Below are 14513 nucleotides of genomic sequence, written 5' to 3' on the forward strand. Positions count from 1 at the left end.
ACACGAGTTAGTTAGGGCTATTTTGAATGACGTTTTTAGCTGATGTAATCTGGCCTGCGCTTTATGTAATGCATGGATACTATACACTTTGGCCCTTAATTATTGTCACCGTTGTCATCGAAGCTTTGATTCTGAGACACTTTATTCGGCTGCCTGTTGTAAAATCTTTCATGATTTCCTCCGTCGGAAACGCGATCTCCGGTGTGTTCGGAATGCAGCTATTGATCTTTATTCCATTACTTTTTCATTATATTGCGGATCCTTGGACTGGCGGCACTTTTAACACGATAGGATGGATCGCTACGTTCTTGCTTATGTTCGGAACGAGCGTAGTGATCGAAGTATATTCCGTAGGCTTTTTGTTCAGATTAAAAAGAAGAAGACTATGGTTTCCTTTGTTCGCAGGGAATTTTCTCACCTATTTGGTGATCGCGATTTACTTTAACATAAGCAGCCAGTTACAAATGTGATACGTCTTGGCTAGAAATCGAAAAAGATTTAATTTTATCTAATATATTTTCAGATCGGATCTTTTTGAAAAATGTATTTTAGGCTCTCTAATTTAAAGGACACTTTGAAAAACTGGCCAAGAAAACAGATCAGCGCTCAAAAAATAATTCTCCACAACCTTGCTCTAAGACTGAACAAGTGCCAGGATTCTGATTATAGGTTGTAGGTTATTTTACTAAATTTTGCAAATTGTGGAACTCCGCTTCTGCATAAAATCGCAGATACAATAGATAGCCGTTTGCGCCAATGCTAAAGATTAAGGGAAGGATTTTGAAGAATCGGTTCTTTGCCATTGAATATAGCAAGAATGAAGCTACAAATCCGAAAAGTGGTAGAAAGGAGGCTATACTTAGGATCAGGTACCAGAGCCAGAACGCGCCCGGACGATCGCTTTTTTGTTTTAGCTTATGAACCTTGAAGGGCTTTGCCTTCGGAGCTTCTCCTTTTTTGCCGACGTTCCCATGAGTGCCATGTTGAGCGTGGGCTACTTGACTACCTCTTCTAAAATCCGTATTCGATCTTTGAATTCTGTCCATGTCCATTAACATATTAGATTATTTGATCGCGTGCAACTCACAAACTCGTATATTGGATATTTTTAAAGGCCTAAACCGGGCAAAGGATTAGTGCAGAATGACAACATTCATCGCTTTGTTACGAGGCATCAATGTCAGCGGCCAGAAGATCATTAAAATGGACCATCTTAAAAGTCTGTTCGAAGCCCTTCCCTTTCAAAACGTTAGAACTTATATTCAGAGCGGGAACGTTATCTTTCAAACGGAATCGTCTGCTTCCGAAAAGATTCGGGAGCAGATAGAAAAACACCTGGAGAAAAATCTCGGTTTTCAGGTGAAAACAATTCTCAGAACTAGGAAAGAGCTTGAATCTGCAGTCAAAAGGATACCCTTTCAGGAAAACGAGTATTCAAAGGAAAACAAACTGTACATTTCCTTCTTATCTCAAAAACCAAACGCGGGTTTGGTGGAAAAGCTCATTTCATTTAACAACGAAATAGACGAATTTAGACCTTCCGGAAAAGAAATCTATATTGTATGTAAAAAAGGGTACGGTAAATCCGTTTTTTCCAACCAATTTCTGGAAAAGAAGTTAGATTTGATTTCTACTACTCGTAATTTGGACACTGTTCAGAAGATCCTGGAAATCTCTAAGAACGAATCCCCCGACTGAAATTCAAAATGCATACCTACCAATCGGAAAAATTAGTTCGGTTCCAACATTGTGATCCTGGTGGAGTCGTGTTTACTCCTCAATACTTCAATCTGTTTACCGAAGTGATGGAAGATTGGTTCGATGAGGTTATAGATTTCAGTTTTTCCGAAATGGTCGTGAAACAAAATTACGGAGTACCTGCGATGAAAATCGTGGCCAAATTTTATAAGCCTTCTTTTTTAGGAGATCGCCTAGTTTTTGAAACAGTGTTGAAAAGATTAAAACGAAACAATATAGAATTACAGCTGACCGCACAATACCTTGGGGAAAAAAGATGTACGGTGAACTTTCTGCTTGGATTCGCAGATCTCAGGACGAAAACTTTGACGAACTGGCCAGATGAAGTTTATATCCGCCTCAAAAATTTAGTCACAGAAATACAATAGGGGAGCTTATGCTACAAGCACCATTCAAACAGCTACCGTTCACCGAAGTCCCTGACAAACCTAGAATTAGCCATCCTTACTTTAATGTAAAAAGCCAAATGATCTCCTTTCATTCTAAGCCCTTCGGCAATGTAAATTTGCATTTAAAAACATACGGATCTGGACCTCCTTTGTTGTTGGTACACGGTTTCATGACCACAGGATATTCATGGCGGTACATGATTGAGCCTTTGGGGCAGCATTTTACTCTATATATTCCTGATTTAGTCGGATCCGGATTGTCCTCTAAGCCGGAGGCATCTTATGACCCTGATTCGATGGCGGAATTCCTACACGAAATGGTTAGGAATTTGAATATCTTCGGGTGTCGCGCTATCGGCAATTCTCTTGGCGGATATCTTTGTATGAGAGCTGTCCTAAAGTTTCCTGGAATTTTTTCCAGACTCGTAAATCTACATTCTCCCGGAATCAGTACGGGTAGAATGCAAGTATTGAGATTTGCATTGGGAATGTTTCCTTTTTCTGAAACTGTGGTTCGAACTTTAGTGAATCGTAATCCGGAAAAATGGGTGCATACAAACGTGCATTATTATGACGAATCTCTAAAATCGAAAGAAGAGCACAGGGAATATTCTTTGCCCTTAAAAACTCCGGAAGGAGTTCACGCATTTTATCTAATGTTAAAGCAAACTTTGAATGTAAAAGAGATGCAGAAATTCGAAAAGGATTTGCTCTCTCTAAACGGATATTTTCCGATCCCTCTTCTATTAGTTTATGCAAAGAAGGATCCTATGGTGCCTCCTGCTGTCGGTAAGAAAATGCACCGGATTCTACCCAAGGTCGAATTTCATTGGTTGGATCGAGGCTCTCACTTTGCTCACGTCGATGCGACAGACTTATTTGTAGAAAAAGCTTTACCATTTTTAATGGCTACGTAGGAATCGAATGAATCCAAACGAAAGTGATTATCCTTTTTTTCATCCAATTCGAGTGAGATATTCCGAGGTCGATTCCCAGGGAGTAGTCTTTAATGCAAATTATTTAAACTATTTCGATGTTTCGCTGAATGAATACATGAGACATCTTAAATATGATTATCTTGGGGAGAGCAAACGGACCGGTTTGGACTTTATGGTAACACGGTCCGTCGTAGATTTTAAGTCTCCAGCAAGATTCGACGAGGAGATATTAGTCGGAGTTCGTGCCGGAACCGTAAAGCCGGCTAGCGTTGTTTGGGAAATCGCAGTTTTTAAAAAAGAATCGAAAGAGTTGGTCTGTGTTGCAGAACTTACCTGGGCTTGTTTGCTTCTAGAAACTAGAAAACCAGTAAAACTTCCGGAAGCATTTGCGAATCTGAAAAAAACTTAAGGCTGTTAACTCGAAACGTTAAGGGTTCCAGTTCAGATTCGGTTACGATTCGATGAATTCTTTCTTAAGAAAACCTAAAGTATCCTTTTAAAAAAAATCTATCCTGGATAAAAGACTCAAGATTCCGAAATTTAGGGTTTCATAAAAAAATTATATAAAATCGGATCGCTTTTTTAAAACCTTATGTGAAGATTGGCCGCAGTGGCCGTCCACTCACTCTAACAGGAATTAGTTAGAGAGCCTCGTGTTTCTCTTTCCTATTTCGATGCTGTTAAGATTGTTAAAAGGACTGGGATCACGGGGAAGCTATGCGCAACAGTAAACTCTTTGTCGGAAACCTAAATTACGCTGTAGGAAGCACCGAAGTAAATAAACTTTTCTCTAACTATGGAGAAGTCGTTAACGTCAAAATCATCGAAGGCAAAGGGTTTGGATTCGTTGAAATGGCGAACGAAGAAGACGCCGAAAACGCGAAAAACAGTTTGAATGGTACTCAGTTCAGCGGAAGAAAACTGAACGTGGATATCGCGAAGCCTCAAACTTTCAGCCGTCCAAAACGCGATCACAACTAAAAATCAATCCTTTCGCTTTTTGCAGGCGAAATAAGATCGGTAAATTTGCTAACCGTCATCCTTTCATTCCGAATTTTTCGGATGAAAGGATGTTTTGATTTTTACTAGGTGATTTCTATTAAACGCTGACTTCTTCTGTTTCTTCGTCTTCTTCGAAGGTGAGTAGTTCCTTCAGCTCTTGGTATGCTTTTTCCTTTTCTTGCACTCCGGTTTTCTTGATCGCTTTTCGGAGCACATCATCCCATTTTTTTTGCGGGAGTACAGCTTGCATATCTTCTAGAAGTTCTAGAATTCCGATCTCGTTTGTAGTATTGAAAATCTCAGTCGCATCGTAGCGAAATAGACCGGAAAGTTGATCGATAAAATCGCCTACGCTGCTGCCTCTGGAAGAAGAACGTTTTAACAGGGTTTCTTGCTTTTTCTGTGATTTTCGGAGATCTCTTTCGCGTCTTTCTAATTCCGTCCGTTTCATCGAAAAACCCTCACTTTCCGGCAGTTGTGATACCAGTCTTTCCAACCGCTTTCTTACGCAAAGAAAAAACCTACAGACTGGAGCCCCCTTTTCCGGGATTGCACGGATTTGACAAAATATTGTCACGGGAAAGCACAGATCTGAAACTACGCCGGTAATAATTCCAAGTCTCTCTGAACAATCTCATAACTTTCCATCCACTTCTTTTCGGTTCGGAAAGAAAGAGTTTGTCTAAGTATCTTATGCCTCCTTCTCTATTAGACTGTCAGAATATGATTTTCCACGACAGTCACTTTGAAAAGGAGACTATCTCTTAAGAGTTATTTTTACTCAAACCAAGATCTGAAAATTTCCGGAACTGGAACGACGGTTCTGGTCTTGTAATCCATAAATACAAGTCCTGTTTTTGCTTCGCAGATGGGCTTCCCATTGATAGGTCCATCAGTATGCATCATTCTGTAATATAGATCGCAACCTTTAGACGTAAAGTCAGACGCACCAATCTCGATCTTCGCTTCGTCTCCAAAGAATGCTTCTGCTTTATAAACCACCACCAAATCCGTAAGAATGATACCGATTCCGTTTACATCTAGTTCGCTAAAACCTTTCTCTCTAAAGAATCTAGCTCTTGCTTCGTGCAAAAGAGAGATCACTCTGTCGTGTGCGAGGTGCGCGGCAAAATTCGTATCGTAAATTCTGATCCTCAAGGAAGTGGACCAGCTAAATTTTTGGGGCAATTCCAGTTGTACTCGGGCCATAATCAGGCTCCCTTTATTTAGTTCAAGGCTATGTGCAGAAGATCGATCGGAGCTTATTCCGCCAAACCTTTTTCTCTGCGAAGCTGTTCCATTTTTTCCATGAACTCTTCCGCTTCCTTGATCTTTTCCTGTTCCTCTTCTGGACTCATTGGAGAATACTGATTATCTACGAAAATCTCGGCAGACTTGGAAAAATACAAATAGAGCACACAAATCAATGCAAGTAAGCCGCCAACAATTAATACTCTATTTCTATCACCATGATATACATGAAATAAACATAATATACTGAAATAGATAAGTGCCCCGAGACAGATTGCCTGGATCAAAGTCTGGCTGAGTCCATACGGGCTAAACAGACTAGAGATCGCGAAAGGAATATAAAGAAAAGATAGAAAAGAAGCAGATGCGAGGGCAGATAGGAAATCTGCTTTTCCACCGGTCAGATTTGCAAAAAGAAAAAGTCCACCGCCGACAGCTGATAGAAAAATTGCACCGTAGAGCAGCGGGAGGGTAAAGAACAATAGTATGTATTCAAGTGACAACACCAATATATCAAAAGACATACCGAGGGCCGCTGCAAAAGCAAACGTCGGGATTGCACGAAACAAGATGGAGATACAGACACCGATTAGAAAAAACAGATAGGTTCGGAATATGACCTTCTTGAGCCCTTGTTTTGGAAGTTGTGTTCGTAGGAAGTTTTTGGGATCGCGGAGAAATCTCCATGATTCACGAAAGTATTCTGAAACGGATCCGACCATTTTTAGCTTGTCAGAAACTGTGACAGCTCTGTAAAAAGGCAAGCGATTCTAGCGAAAACAGCTTTTCGGAATGTCGCCGTTCTATATAAATATTCATTCTATCCGGAGCTTATGGCAATGAATTCGGAACAGAGTTTTATACCTATGAAATCGCTTTCAATTAGATCTTATTTAGGACCGAAGGTTCTTGCCTTTGTAATCTTTGCCTTTTCATTTTCTAGCCATTCTTCCTGCATTTACCATTCCCCTAGAACCGGAGAAGTGCAGGAGCAATTTCCTGAAACAGTCTTGATTATCGGACATCGAGGGACCAAGGCGCTCGCGCCGGAAAACACGATGTCTGCCTTTCGACTTGCAACGAAGTACGGGCACGGATTCGAATTAGATACCATGCAATGTAAGTCAGGTGAGCTAGTGGTAATTCATGACTACAATCTAGAGAGAGTGACCGGAGTAAAAAAGGACGTAAAAGAGACCTCACTTCAAGAAATCAAAGATCTGGATGCCGGGAGTCGTTTTTCTCCGAAATTCAAGGGAGAAAAGATTCCAACTCTGGAGGAGGTCCTCGACGAATTCGGTGGGAAAGCTGTTATCGATATTGAAATTAAAAGTAAGGAATCCGGAGAAGCGGCTCAGAAATTGGCCGACGAAGTTGTTTCTCTCCTTCAGAAAAAGAAGTTTCCAAAGAGAACATTTGTTTCTTCTTTCAATCCAAAAATATTGGAGAGGATCAAGGAGAAAAAGCCGGAACTTATCCGCGCTCAAATCTACGGGACATTCAAGGATTCCGATATAGAATATTATAAAAAAGTGGTCCTTAGGAATTTACTTTTGAACAAGCGCGCGGTTCCGGATATTCTGGCTCCGGAAAAAGTGTTAGTGGATGAAAAGTATATTAGAGAATATCATGCTTTGGGGTATAAAATACTGCCGTGGACGGTGAACGATCCCGAAGAAATGAAAAAGCTTTTGAAGGCAAAAGTGGACGGCCTGATTACGGATCGCCCGGATTTGTTCGCAAAAATCGTAGAAGAAGAAACTCAATCAAATCGAAAAGGTACGGAAAAGTAACTGGAAGATTCGAATAGGCAAGGGGAGAAAATGGCGGAACTTTTGGATAGGGTAGACGGTTTGATTCCGTTGGTCGGTGGAATTTACACTTCTCTTTTAGGTTTTGGGATTATCAAGCCTAAGATGAAGAGCAAAGAACATGAAGAAAAGTTTATAAAGTTTAAGCCTATCTTTAAGATAAGCGGAATATTCCTTATTTTCTGGGGATTGGTTCAGTTACTAGGATTGTTAGGGCACCACTAAAAACCGCAGAAGTTTTTGGTGCGCCCCATCGATCCTTTGAAAATTCAATTTCAGCTTAGAGCGGGAATATAGCTCGCGTAGTCCATCATTGTAGTGAACTTAACCGGATCCCTTTCGTATTCCAGGACTTCTTCTAAGGTTCTGAATCGATTTTGTCCAGCTCCGATTTCTATGTCCCTACCAGTAAACTGAAGCGGGTGTTCGTATCCGCAAGCGTGAGCTACGGATAGGAGTTCTTTACGAAGTCCTTTGATAAAGTTCGCGGCTCGCTCTGCCTTTAGTTCTACGTCCAAGCCGGCTTGTAACCATCTGCTCTGGGTCGCGACTCCTGCCGGGCAGTGTCCGGTATGACACTTTTGAGCTTGGATACAACCTACGGACATCATCGCTTCTCTAGCGACATGAATCAAATCGCAGCCCATCGCGAATGCTACGATAGATCTATCAGGAAATCCTAATTTACCACTTCCAATCCAAAGCATGCGATCAGAAAGTTTTTTGGCCTGAAAAATTCTATAGACTCTTGCAAAGCCTACTTTGAACGGTAATGATACGTGATCTGTAAATGTCAGGGGAGCCGCGCCTGTGCCGCCTTCTCCTCCATCTATCGTAATAAAATCTGGCCCTTTTCCGGTGGCCAACATTTCCGACGATAGCTCGTCCCAAAACTTGGATTCGCCGACCGCACTCTTAATTCCAACTGGTAAACCAGAGGCTTCGGCGATCATTTCGATAAAGTGAATGAGACCTTTTACATCTCTAAATTCCGAATGTGCATTTGGCGAAACACAATCTTTGCCGGGTTCTATTCCACGGATTTCTGCGATTTGTTTTGTGACTTTTGCTCCGGGAAGGATTCCGCCTTTACCTGGTTTTGCACCTTGAGAAAGTTTGATCTCGATGGCTCGAACCGTAGGAAATTGTTCCAATCGTTTCAAGAGCATATCCAATGAGAATTTTCCATCCGGACCCCTCGCTCCAAAGTAACCGGTCCCGAGCTGCCACATTACGTCTGCACCAAAATTGTGGTAAGGCGAAAGCCCTCCCTCTCCGGTGTTTTGATAGCACCTGGCTATCTTGGCACCTTTATTCAATGCAGAAACTGCTCTTTCCCCCAGGGATCCGAAAGACATGGCTGAAATATTGATCACTGAGGCAGGTCGATACAATTTCTTGCGTTTATGAAATTCTCCCATGACCTTTAAGCTAGGAATCATGGAAGGATCTCCTTCTACGAACTTTGCTTCGGCGTCTGGAAAAGGAAAGGCTGCGTGCTTAATGATCGGATAGCCGGCGTCGTATAACAATTCGGTGGTACCGAAGCCAAAGTTGTTATTCTGTTTTTTGGCAGTCGCATAGACCCAAGATCGTTCTGCCCGGCTGAAGGGCATTTCTTCCTTATCGTTTGCGACCCAGTATTGCCTTAGTTCAGGTCCTATCGTCTCAAATATGTATCTCAAATGCCCGACGATGGGGAAGTTGTGCTTTATAGTATGCCTCCGTTGAAAGAGGTCGTGAATGAGCAATCCGACTAAAAAGAATCCGATGACGATTGAGGTGAATATCCAAGGATGTTCTTCCACGAACATTAATAAATCATAGAAGGTTTCTTCTACCATATAGTAAAATTATAAAATCGCAGAAATTTATTTCAATCAGAAATAGTAAGAAACTGAGAGCGGGTTTTTAAACGAATGAATATTATATTTTTAAAGTGAACTCTTTCTTGTAATTTTTTCTCGCAGTCATACGTATACCGACGAACTTTCTGCCGTCTTGTAAGACAAATGTATTACTTTTTACCCAGTCGCCGGTATTTATGATATTGATCTTTGGGATACATAGAAAGTCGTGAGTGTGACCGGAGATAAGCACTTTGTGGCCTTGGTGGGTCAACTTGGAAAGCCTTTGATAGTAGCTAAGTATTTCTTCCGTAGAAGTCGGATCATGTCTGTTCAGATGCTTGTGATAAAAGGCTTCGGAGAACTTAAAAACCCTGGGAAAAATCGAAGCGAAGACGTGCAGGATCCTTAGAACAAAAATCGAACCGATCCAGGTAAACTTATTGTATTGGCCTTGGTGCCCATGCAATGCGATCAAAACCTCATCTTCCACTTTTTCGCAAACGATCCAATCCCTTTCTTTTAAGTAGGATTCGATTCTCGGGGAAAGTCGCATCAAATAGGAAGTAGTGTCGTGGTTTCCTACAATATAATACTTTCTCGAATTCTCTAGCGCAAGTTTGTCGAGTCGATCAAAAAGCTTATTAAACCTTTTCTTGCCTTTAATACGGGTGAGCCTTCGATCTGCGCTAAAGAACCAGCTTTCTATGATATCTCCGACTAAATATACATTTTGAAATCGTATTTCTTTCTTATGAAAATGATCGAGTAGCTGAAAAAGCTCCTTATGCTTATGGGACTTTATCCTTTTATTTAAAAGGTAGTGTATATCCGAAATGAAAAAGCTATCGTAGATTTTTCCTCTGGGGAGTTTCATGAACTGCAGGCTGTCCTAGTTCCATATGACGGCCTAGCACAGGTTTGTCAACGGAATCCGAGAGACAAAGTATTTTGGAAAATTACAGTCCTGCAAAAAGGCTTTTTCTCTACCGCCCACGAATTTTTTGAAGAAAGCTGAGAACCGCTTGCCATTCCAAATACAAGATTCCGATCGATGAAATCAGAACTAAAACAGCAAGCGAGAATAACAATCCTCCGTCTCCTTGGATGACGATTCCAATCAGGAAAAAATGGGCGAATAGTGCAGAGGACATGATTCCGATGCTACCGATCGCGCCCAAAAACCTGAATTTGGGAAGTAGGATAAGTACAGCCACAATCAGTTCGGCGATGCCGGATCCTATTCGTCCCCAGGGCTCCATGTGCAAGGAATTGAATATGTAAACGGACTCGCTCGCACCAGAAAACTTAAAGTATAATGTTTGGAGCAAGATAATAGCGGAAACTAAGGAAAGTGCCAGAGAAATGCGATTTCTGTTTATTGATTCTAGCTTCATTTTAGATAGAAACTCCCCCGAGCTTTCTTCGGAGAAGTCTTTCTAAAGGTTACTCCTAATTCGAAAATTTTAAGCTCTGTAGAGTCTGTCTATAGCTTCTTTGTATTTATCCGAGACAATGTTTCGCCTAACCTTCATTGTTAAAGTCAGTTCGTCTCCCGGCTCGAAATTCTTAGGCAAAAGATAGAAGTTAGAGATTTTTTCGAAGTTTTTGAATCCGTTCTTGGAGGATACTAACTCCCTGATTTCTTTCTTGAATAACTCTCTTACATCTGCGTCTTCGTTCGGATCTTTGATTTCTTGGAGCAGTCTCGATTTCCATTCTCTGAGCTGTTTGTCTAGAGCATCCCAATCTGGGACTAATAAGGCTCCGATCGTTTTTCGATCGTGTCCTACGACCATTGCTTGCAGGATATAGGGACTTTGAGTCAAAGCAAATTCGATCGGCTCTGGTTCTAGATTTTCTCCCCCTAATAATACGATAGTGTCCTTTGCTCTTCCTGCGTATTTCAGTTCACCTTGTGCTGTCCAAACTAGCAAGTCCCCGGAATTTAGCCATCCGTCCTTGATCATCTCTCCGGTTCTATGGGAATCTTTGTAGTAACCCATCATCACATGTTCTCCCTTGTGCCATGCGATTCCTTTGATTCCGGGTTTGTGAATTTCCTGTCCGGACTCGTCCTTTAACTTTATCTCGACTCCCGGGATGCACTTTCCTAAAGTTCCGACGGTAATTGCGTCTAATCTGCGTCTGGTGGAAACTCCTCCTAGTTCAGTCATTCCGTATCCCTCTAAGATCGGGATCCCTATAGAATTGAAAAATCGATCCACGTATTCGGGTAATGCGCCAGCACCTGAAAGCGCAAAGCGCAATTTCCCTCCGAGTCCTTTTCTGATTTTTCCAAAAGCTATCTGCGCGATCGTATTTGGGATGAACAAGAGAATCACTCCAAATAAGGAAATAGTACGGCGGGAGATTTCCTCCAAAAAGGATCTGGCTTCTAAACTGTATTCGAGTCCTCTCAATCGACTTATGTTTTTGTGATACGCAGTCGCAAAGAATTGGAAGGATTTGAACAATGCTTTCTTGAACGAAGAAGAATCTTTCAGTCTATCTTGGATCTTATTGTAAAAACTTTCCCATACTCTCGGAACAGAAAGTAAAAAGGTAGGGCGTATTTCCTGAAGGTCTTGGGAGAGTGTACTGATAGAGGTGAATGCTTCGGAGGCGCCTACTCGGATGCACGCTGTTTCGATCAGTCTTTCGGCGATATGCCAAGGGGGAAGGTAGGCCATGGTTCTGTCTTCGGGCGAAAACTCAATATCATCTAGTGAAAGCGACATGTTCACGTTGAATAAAATATTCTTGTGAGACAGCATGACTCCTTTTGGCTTTCCGGTGGTTCCGGATGTATAGACTATTGTTGCCAAATCTTTCTCTTGGATTGCTTCTCCACGGCTGGTATATTCTTTCTCGCCATTTTCCTGGATCCAGGATTCTCCCTTTTCCATGAGTTCGTCCAGAGTGATCAGTTGAAAGTTGGACTTGGCTTCTAAGTTTGCTGATTTCTCGAACAATATTATGGTTTTGAGATGTGGAAAAGACTCATGATTGGAAATGAGCTTTCGAACCACGGTGCTATTTTCTGCAAATGCGATCTTTGCTTCGGTATGATTTAAAATATAGGACAAATCTTCGTCGGTTGCGTCTGTTCCTCTCGGAACATCTACGCACCCGATATTGGTGATCCCCATACTGACCCAAATCCATCGATGTCCCGAGTCGGCGATTAATCCGATCTTATCTTCCTTTTTTACTCCAAGACTGATTAGGCCGAGACCAATTCGTTTAATAATTGCTTCTAGCTCTCTAAAGGAAATGCTTTTGTATTCCTTTCCAGTTGGTTTATAAAATTGTGCCGTGTGTTCCTTAAAGACCTCTGCAGAAGTCTTCGCGAGTTGGTATAAAGTCTGTGCGCTGAGAAAAGGGAGATAGGAACGTTGCATGGCGGGAGTTGATTTTATCCGCAGGCAAAAAAGCGGTCCAGGAAAAAAATGAGCTGGGCCTCATTTCCATCAAAAAACATTCGTTCGGTATCGATCTTCGCTTAACAAATTATTGACCCCTCAAGAAATACTACACCGAACTGATTAGCAAGTGGGCATTATAACAAGGATAGTATAACGGATTTAGTGACGGATGTGGTTTCTTCCAAACGCCTTTGCGTCGTATAAGTTTTTATCCGCTCTACCTAAGAGTTCCTGAGGAGAATGTATATCTCTATCTTGGTTACTTGAAACTCCGATAGAAACAGTCACTCTTGAAAACGGACTTTTCTCATGAGCCAAGTGCATGTCCTCAACCGTTTGGAGCATATTCAAAGCGACTACGATTGCACCTTCGACGGGCGTATCCGGAAGTATTACTCCAAATTCTTCTCCACCGTACCTAGAAATCATGTCGGAAGATCGATTTAAGCATTCTTGCAGCGAGTGAGCAACCTTGCCTAGAACTTCGTCTCCTTTCGGGTGTCCGTACGTATCGTTATACGCTTTGAAGTAATCCACATCAATCATCAGCATAGATAAAGGTCGATCTGTTCGAACCGATCGATTCCATTCTCGGTCCAACTCCTGGTCAAAGAATCTTCGGTTTGCAACCCCTGTCAAAGGATCCATCAGCGAAAGTTCTAGCAGGATTTCTGCTTGTTCTTTTGCCTCTTCTTTCTCCTTTCGGAAAGTATTGATTCTGTCGACCAATCCCAAAGACAATAGAACCACATTGGATAGAATTCCTAGTTTCAAAGAGCCAAAGGCGAAGTATTGTTCATCCAAGATTCCCAAAAGGTACAAAGAGTAAATAAAAGTGCCGAGTAAAGATAAGGACCAAGCGATTAGAAAAATCTGGGCTCTTCTGTCTTTTTGTAATATTCTAAAAATTGAAATTGCTATTAGTACAAGAATTTCTCCGATCGGTAGAATCGCTCCAACCGGCATAAGAAAATGGAGCGGGATGAACAATGCGGATACAATAAATATCGCCCAAAGACCGATCATCGCCATCAAGAGTAAGTGTAGCTTTTTGTGATAGTTTACGGATTGCAGATATTCCGCAGAAAAAACGATGACCAAGGTCATTGTAATCCCGACCAGTATGATATGTGCCTTATTCGTGAAATTCGGAGAATTCGGGAATAAATACCAGAAAGCATATCCGGAGTTGAAAAAGACATAAAGGATCACCGAACTGATTAATAAAACGTAATATAGGAACGCCTTTTCTCTTACTCCAAAAAATAGGAACAAATTGTAAAATGCCATGACTCCTAGAGCACCGAAGAAAATCCCATGAGCCAAAAGCGCGATTCTGGAAGACTCCTCGTGTTTCTCTTTCGTGAGAAGCGAGATCGGCAGGTTTACCGCTCCTTCGGTATAAACTTTGATATAAATCGTTATCTTTGCCTTATCCTCCAGGGGTAACGGAAACACAAAGTACCGATCTGCGACTGGTCTTTCTTTAAAAGGAACTTGGTCCCCGGTACGAAATTCTCCCTCTCTGGAAGAGCTATCCTTCCAGAATAAATCCACTTTATCCAAATGAGAGGATTCGATTTCCAGATATCTCTCTTCGGAAAGAGATTCATCCACTTCGATTGCGATCCGGAGCCAATATACGCTGGGGTCATATCCGAAATTCAGAATCTTTCTGGTGTTCTTTTTGAACTGAGAGTCCAGTTCTCCAGATATTAGTTCGGTTTCTGAGAGATTTTTTGCTGAGTCTTTTAGGTAATAGACTTCGTTTGAGAGTCTGATTTCATCCGGCGAATGAAGATCCAATTTCAATGTCTGAAAGGAATTTACAGGCGGCTTGGATTCCGACGAAATCGGTAGCGAGTAGGCAGAAAATAAAAATATAAGAAGCACTCCAGCTCGAATCGACTGTATCAAGATGGCTCCTATTGTTTGTGAGTCTTTTCCATCATCGGACCTGACTTGCATGTTCGGAAAATTCTACCTGGCTAGGAGATTGTCAAAGACTTTCGGAAAGTTTAGGAGATCGTCTCCGGAGAAAAAGCAAAAAAACTAGGCAAGAGTGATCAGTTACCTCCTAGTCTTTCCT

General features: G+C 41.7%; 16 protein-coding genes and 1 pseudogene. 8 read left to right on the plus strand and 9 right to left on the minus strand.

Translation table 11 applies throughout. The features are described 5' to 3' along the window. The first annotated feature begins 26 nt into the window (after positions 1-26). Positions 27-470, plus strand: coding sequence for a hypothetical protein (locus CH373_RS06380; protein WP_100712892.1), 444 nt, complete (start codon positions 27-29; stop codon positions 468-470). 207 nt (positions 471-677) lie between these two features. Here CH373_RS06380 and CH373_RS06385 read toward each other — a convergent pair whose 3' ends face one another. Next, positions 678-1046 (minus strand): hypothetical protein, encoded by a 369-nt coding sequence (locus CH373_RS06385; RefSeq protein WP_125169913.1) that lies wholly within the window; start codon positions 1044-1046, stop codon positions 678-680. A 97-nt stretch (positions 1047-1143) separates the two neighbouring features. On the opposite strand from CH373_RS06385, the gene CH373_RS06390 reads away from it, so the two are divergent. From CH373_RS06390 to CH373_RS06410, 5 genes are all read left to right on the plus strand, one after another. Beyond that, on the plus strand, positions 1144-1698 hold the full coding sequence (locus tag CH373_RS06390) for a DUF1697 domain-containing protein (protein ID WP_100712894.1): 555 nt from the start codon (positions 1144-1146) through the stop codon (positions 1696-1698). A gap of 8 nt (positions 1699-1706) precedes the next feature. Beyond that, the gene (locus CH373_RS06395; protein ID WP_100712895.1) at positions 1707-2126 is read left to right on the plus strand and encodes an acyl-CoA thioesterase; all 420 of its coding nucleotides are present in this window, start codon (positions 1707-1709) and stop codon (positions 2124-2126) included. Between the two features lie 8 nt (positions 2127-2134). Beyond that, entirely contained in the window at positions 2135-3064 is a 930-nt protein-coding gene (locus CH373_RS06400; RefSeq protein WP_100712896.1) for an alpha/beta fold hydrolase, read from the plus strand. A gap of 7 nt (positions 3065-3071) precedes the next feature. Further along, a complete protein-coding gene (locus tag CH373_RS06405; RefSeq protein WP_100712897.1) occupies positions 3072-3494 on the plus strand; it encodes an acyl-CoA thioesterase in 423 nt (140 codons plus the stop codon). 308 nt (positions 3495-3802) lie between these two features. Continuing rightward, positions 3803-4066, plus strand: coding sequence for an RNA recognition motif domain-containing protein (locus CH373_RS06410; protein WP_100712898.1), 264 nt, complete (start codon positions 3803-3805; stop codon positions 4064-4066). A gap of 118 nt (positions 4067-4184) precedes the next feature. On the opposite strand, the pseudogene CH373_RS06415 reads toward CH373_RS06410, so the two are convergent. The 3 genes and pseudogenes from CH373_RS06415 to CH373_RS06425 all read right to left on the minus strand — a co-directional run. After that, positions 4185-4550: pseudogene (locus tag CH373_RS06415) on the minus strand (LB_289 family protein); the annotation flags it as partial. A 314-nt stretch (positions 4551-4864) separates the two neighbouring features. Beyond that, positions 4865-5296 carry an acyl-CoA thioesterase gene (locus CH373_RS06420; protein WP_100712900.1) on the minus strand — a complete coding sequence of 144 codons (432 nt, stop codon included), beginning with the start codon at positions 5294-5296 and terminating at the stop codon, positions 4865-4867. 53 nt (positions 5297-5349) lie between these two features. Further along, a complete protein-coding gene (locus CH373_RS06425; protein WP_100712901.1) occupies positions 5350-6102 on the minus strand; it encodes a hypothetical protein in 753 nt (250 codons plus the stop codon). 102 nt (positions 6103-6204) lie between these two features. On the opposite strand from CH373_RS06425, the gene CH373_RS06430 reads away from it, so the two are divergent. Beyond that, a complete protein-coding gene (locus tag CH373_RS06430; protein WP_100712964.1) occupies positions 6205-7131 on the plus strand; it encodes a glycerophosphodiester phosphodiesterase in 927 nt (308 codons plus the stop codon). Between the two features lie 30 nt (positions 7132-7161). Further along, the gene (locus CH373_RS06435) at positions 7162-7374 is read left to right on the plus strand and encodes a hypothetical protein (protein ID WP_100712902.1); all 213 of its coding nucleotides are present in this window, start codon (positions 7162-7164) and stop codon (positions 7372-7374) included. A gap of 50 nt (positions 7375-7424) precedes the next feature. Here the strand turns inward: CH373_RS06435 and CH373_RS06440 are convergent, their stop codons facing one another. The 5 genes from CH373_RS06440 to CH373_RS06460 form a co-directional block, all read right to left on the minus strand. Next, positions 7425-8993 (minus strand): FMN-binding glutamate synthase family protein, encoded by a 1569-nt coding sequence (locus CH373_RS06440; protein WP_100712903.1) that lies wholly within the window; start codon positions 8991-8993, stop codon positions 7425-7427. 82 nt (positions 8994-9075) lie between these two features. Beyond that, the gene (locus CH373_RS06445) at positions 9076-9873 is read right to left on the minus strand and encodes a UDP-2,3-diacylglucosamine diphosphatase (protein ID WP_100712904.1); all 798 of its coding nucleotides are present in this window, start codon (positions 9871-9873) and stop codon (positions 9076-9078) included. A 109-nt stretch (positions 9874-9982) separates the two neighbouring features. Further along, positions 9983-10393, minus strand: coding sequence for a DoxX family protein (locus tag CH373_RS06450; protein ID WP_100712905.1), 411 nt, complete (start codon positions 10391-10393; stop codon positions 9983-9985). 69 nt (positions 10394-10462) lie between these two features. Beyond that, entirely contained in the window at positions 10463-12400 is a 1938-nt protein-coding gene (locus CH373_RS06455; protein ID WP_100712906.1) for an AMP-dependent synthetase/ligase, read from the minus strand. 183 nt (positions 12401-12583) lie between these two features. Further along, positions 12584-14392, minus strand: a complete 1809-nt coding sequence (locus tag CH373_RS06460) for a sensor domain-containing diguanylate cyclase (protein ID WP_100712907.1) — start codon at positions 14390-14392, stop codon at positions 12584-12586. Positions 14393-14513 lie beyond the last annotated feature (121 nt).

This window comes from Leptospira perolatii, from assembly GCF_002811875.1.
In the GTDB taxonomy this organism is placed as follows: domain Bacteria; phylum Spirochaetota; class Leptospiria; order Leptospirales; family Leptospiraceae; genus Leptospira_B; species Leptospira_B perolatii.

What these genes read in the sequence shown, in the direction of transcription:
- CH373_RS06455 (WP_100712906.1), bottom strand. Translation starts at nt 12,400, where the DNA reads ATGCAACGTTCCTATCTCCCTTTTCTCAGCGCACAGACTTTATACCAA.
- CH373_RS06450 (WP_100712905.1), bottom strand. Translation starts at nt 10,393, where the DNA reads ATGAAGCTAGAATCAATAAACAGAAATCGCATTTCTCTGGCACTTTCC.
- CH373_RS06380 (WP_100712892.1), top strand. Translation starts at nt 27, where the DNA reads ATGACGTTTTTAGCTGATGTAATCTGGCCTGCGCTTTATGTAATGCAT.
- CH373_RS06395 (WP_100712895.1), top strand. Translation starts at nt 1,707, where the DNA reads ATGCATACCTACCAATCGGAAAAATTAGTTCGGTTCCAACATTGTGAT.
- CH373_RS06460 (WP_100712907.1), bottom strand. Translation starts at nt 14,392, where the DNA reads ATGCAAGTCAGGTCCGATGATGGAAAAGACTCACAAACAATAGGAGCC.
- CH373_RS06385 (WP_125169913.1), bottom strand. Translation starts at nt 1,046, where the DNA reads ATGGACAGAATTCAAAGATCGAATACGGATTTTAGAAGAGGTAGTCAA.
- CH373_RS06390 (WP_100712894.1), top strand. Translation starts at nt 1,144, where the DNA reads ATGACAACATTCATCGCTTTGTTACGAGGCATCAATGTCAGCGGCCAG.
- CH373_RS06445 (WP_100712904.1), bottom strand. Translation starts at nt 9,873, where the DNA reads ATGAAACTCCCCAGAGGAAAAATCTACGATAGCTTTTTCATTTCGGAT.
- CH373_RS06400 (WP_100712896.1), top strand. Translation starts at nt 2,135, where the DNA reads ATGCTACAAGCACCATTCAAACAGCTACCGTTCACCGAAGTCCCTGAC.
- CH373_RS06430 (WP_100712964.1), top strand. Translation starts at nt 6,205, where the DNA reads ATGAAATCGCTTTCAATTAGATCTTATTTAGGACCGAAGGTTCTTGCC.
- CH373_RS06420 (WP_100712900.1), bottom strand. Translation starts at nt 5,296, where the DNA reads ATGGCCCGAGTACAACTGGAATTGCCCCAAAAATTTAGCTGGTCCACT.
- CH373_RS06410 (WP_100712898.1), top strand. Translation starts at nt 3,803, where the DNA reads ATGCGCAACAGTAAACTCTTTGTCGGAAACCTAAATTACGCTGTAGGA.
- CH373_RS06435 (WP_100712902.1), top strand. Translation starts at nt 7,162, where the DNA reads ATGGCGGAACTTTTGGATAGGGTAGACGGTTTGATTCCGTTGGTCGGT.
- CH373_RS06405 (WP_100712897.1), top strand. Translation starts at nt 3,072, where the DNA reads ATGAATCCAAACGAAAGTGATTATCCTTTTTTTCATCCAATTCGAGTG.
- CH373_RS06440 (WP_100712903.1), bottom strand. Translation starts at nt 8,993, where the DNA reads ATGGTAGAAGAAACCTTCTATGATTTATTAATGTTCGTGGAAGAACAT.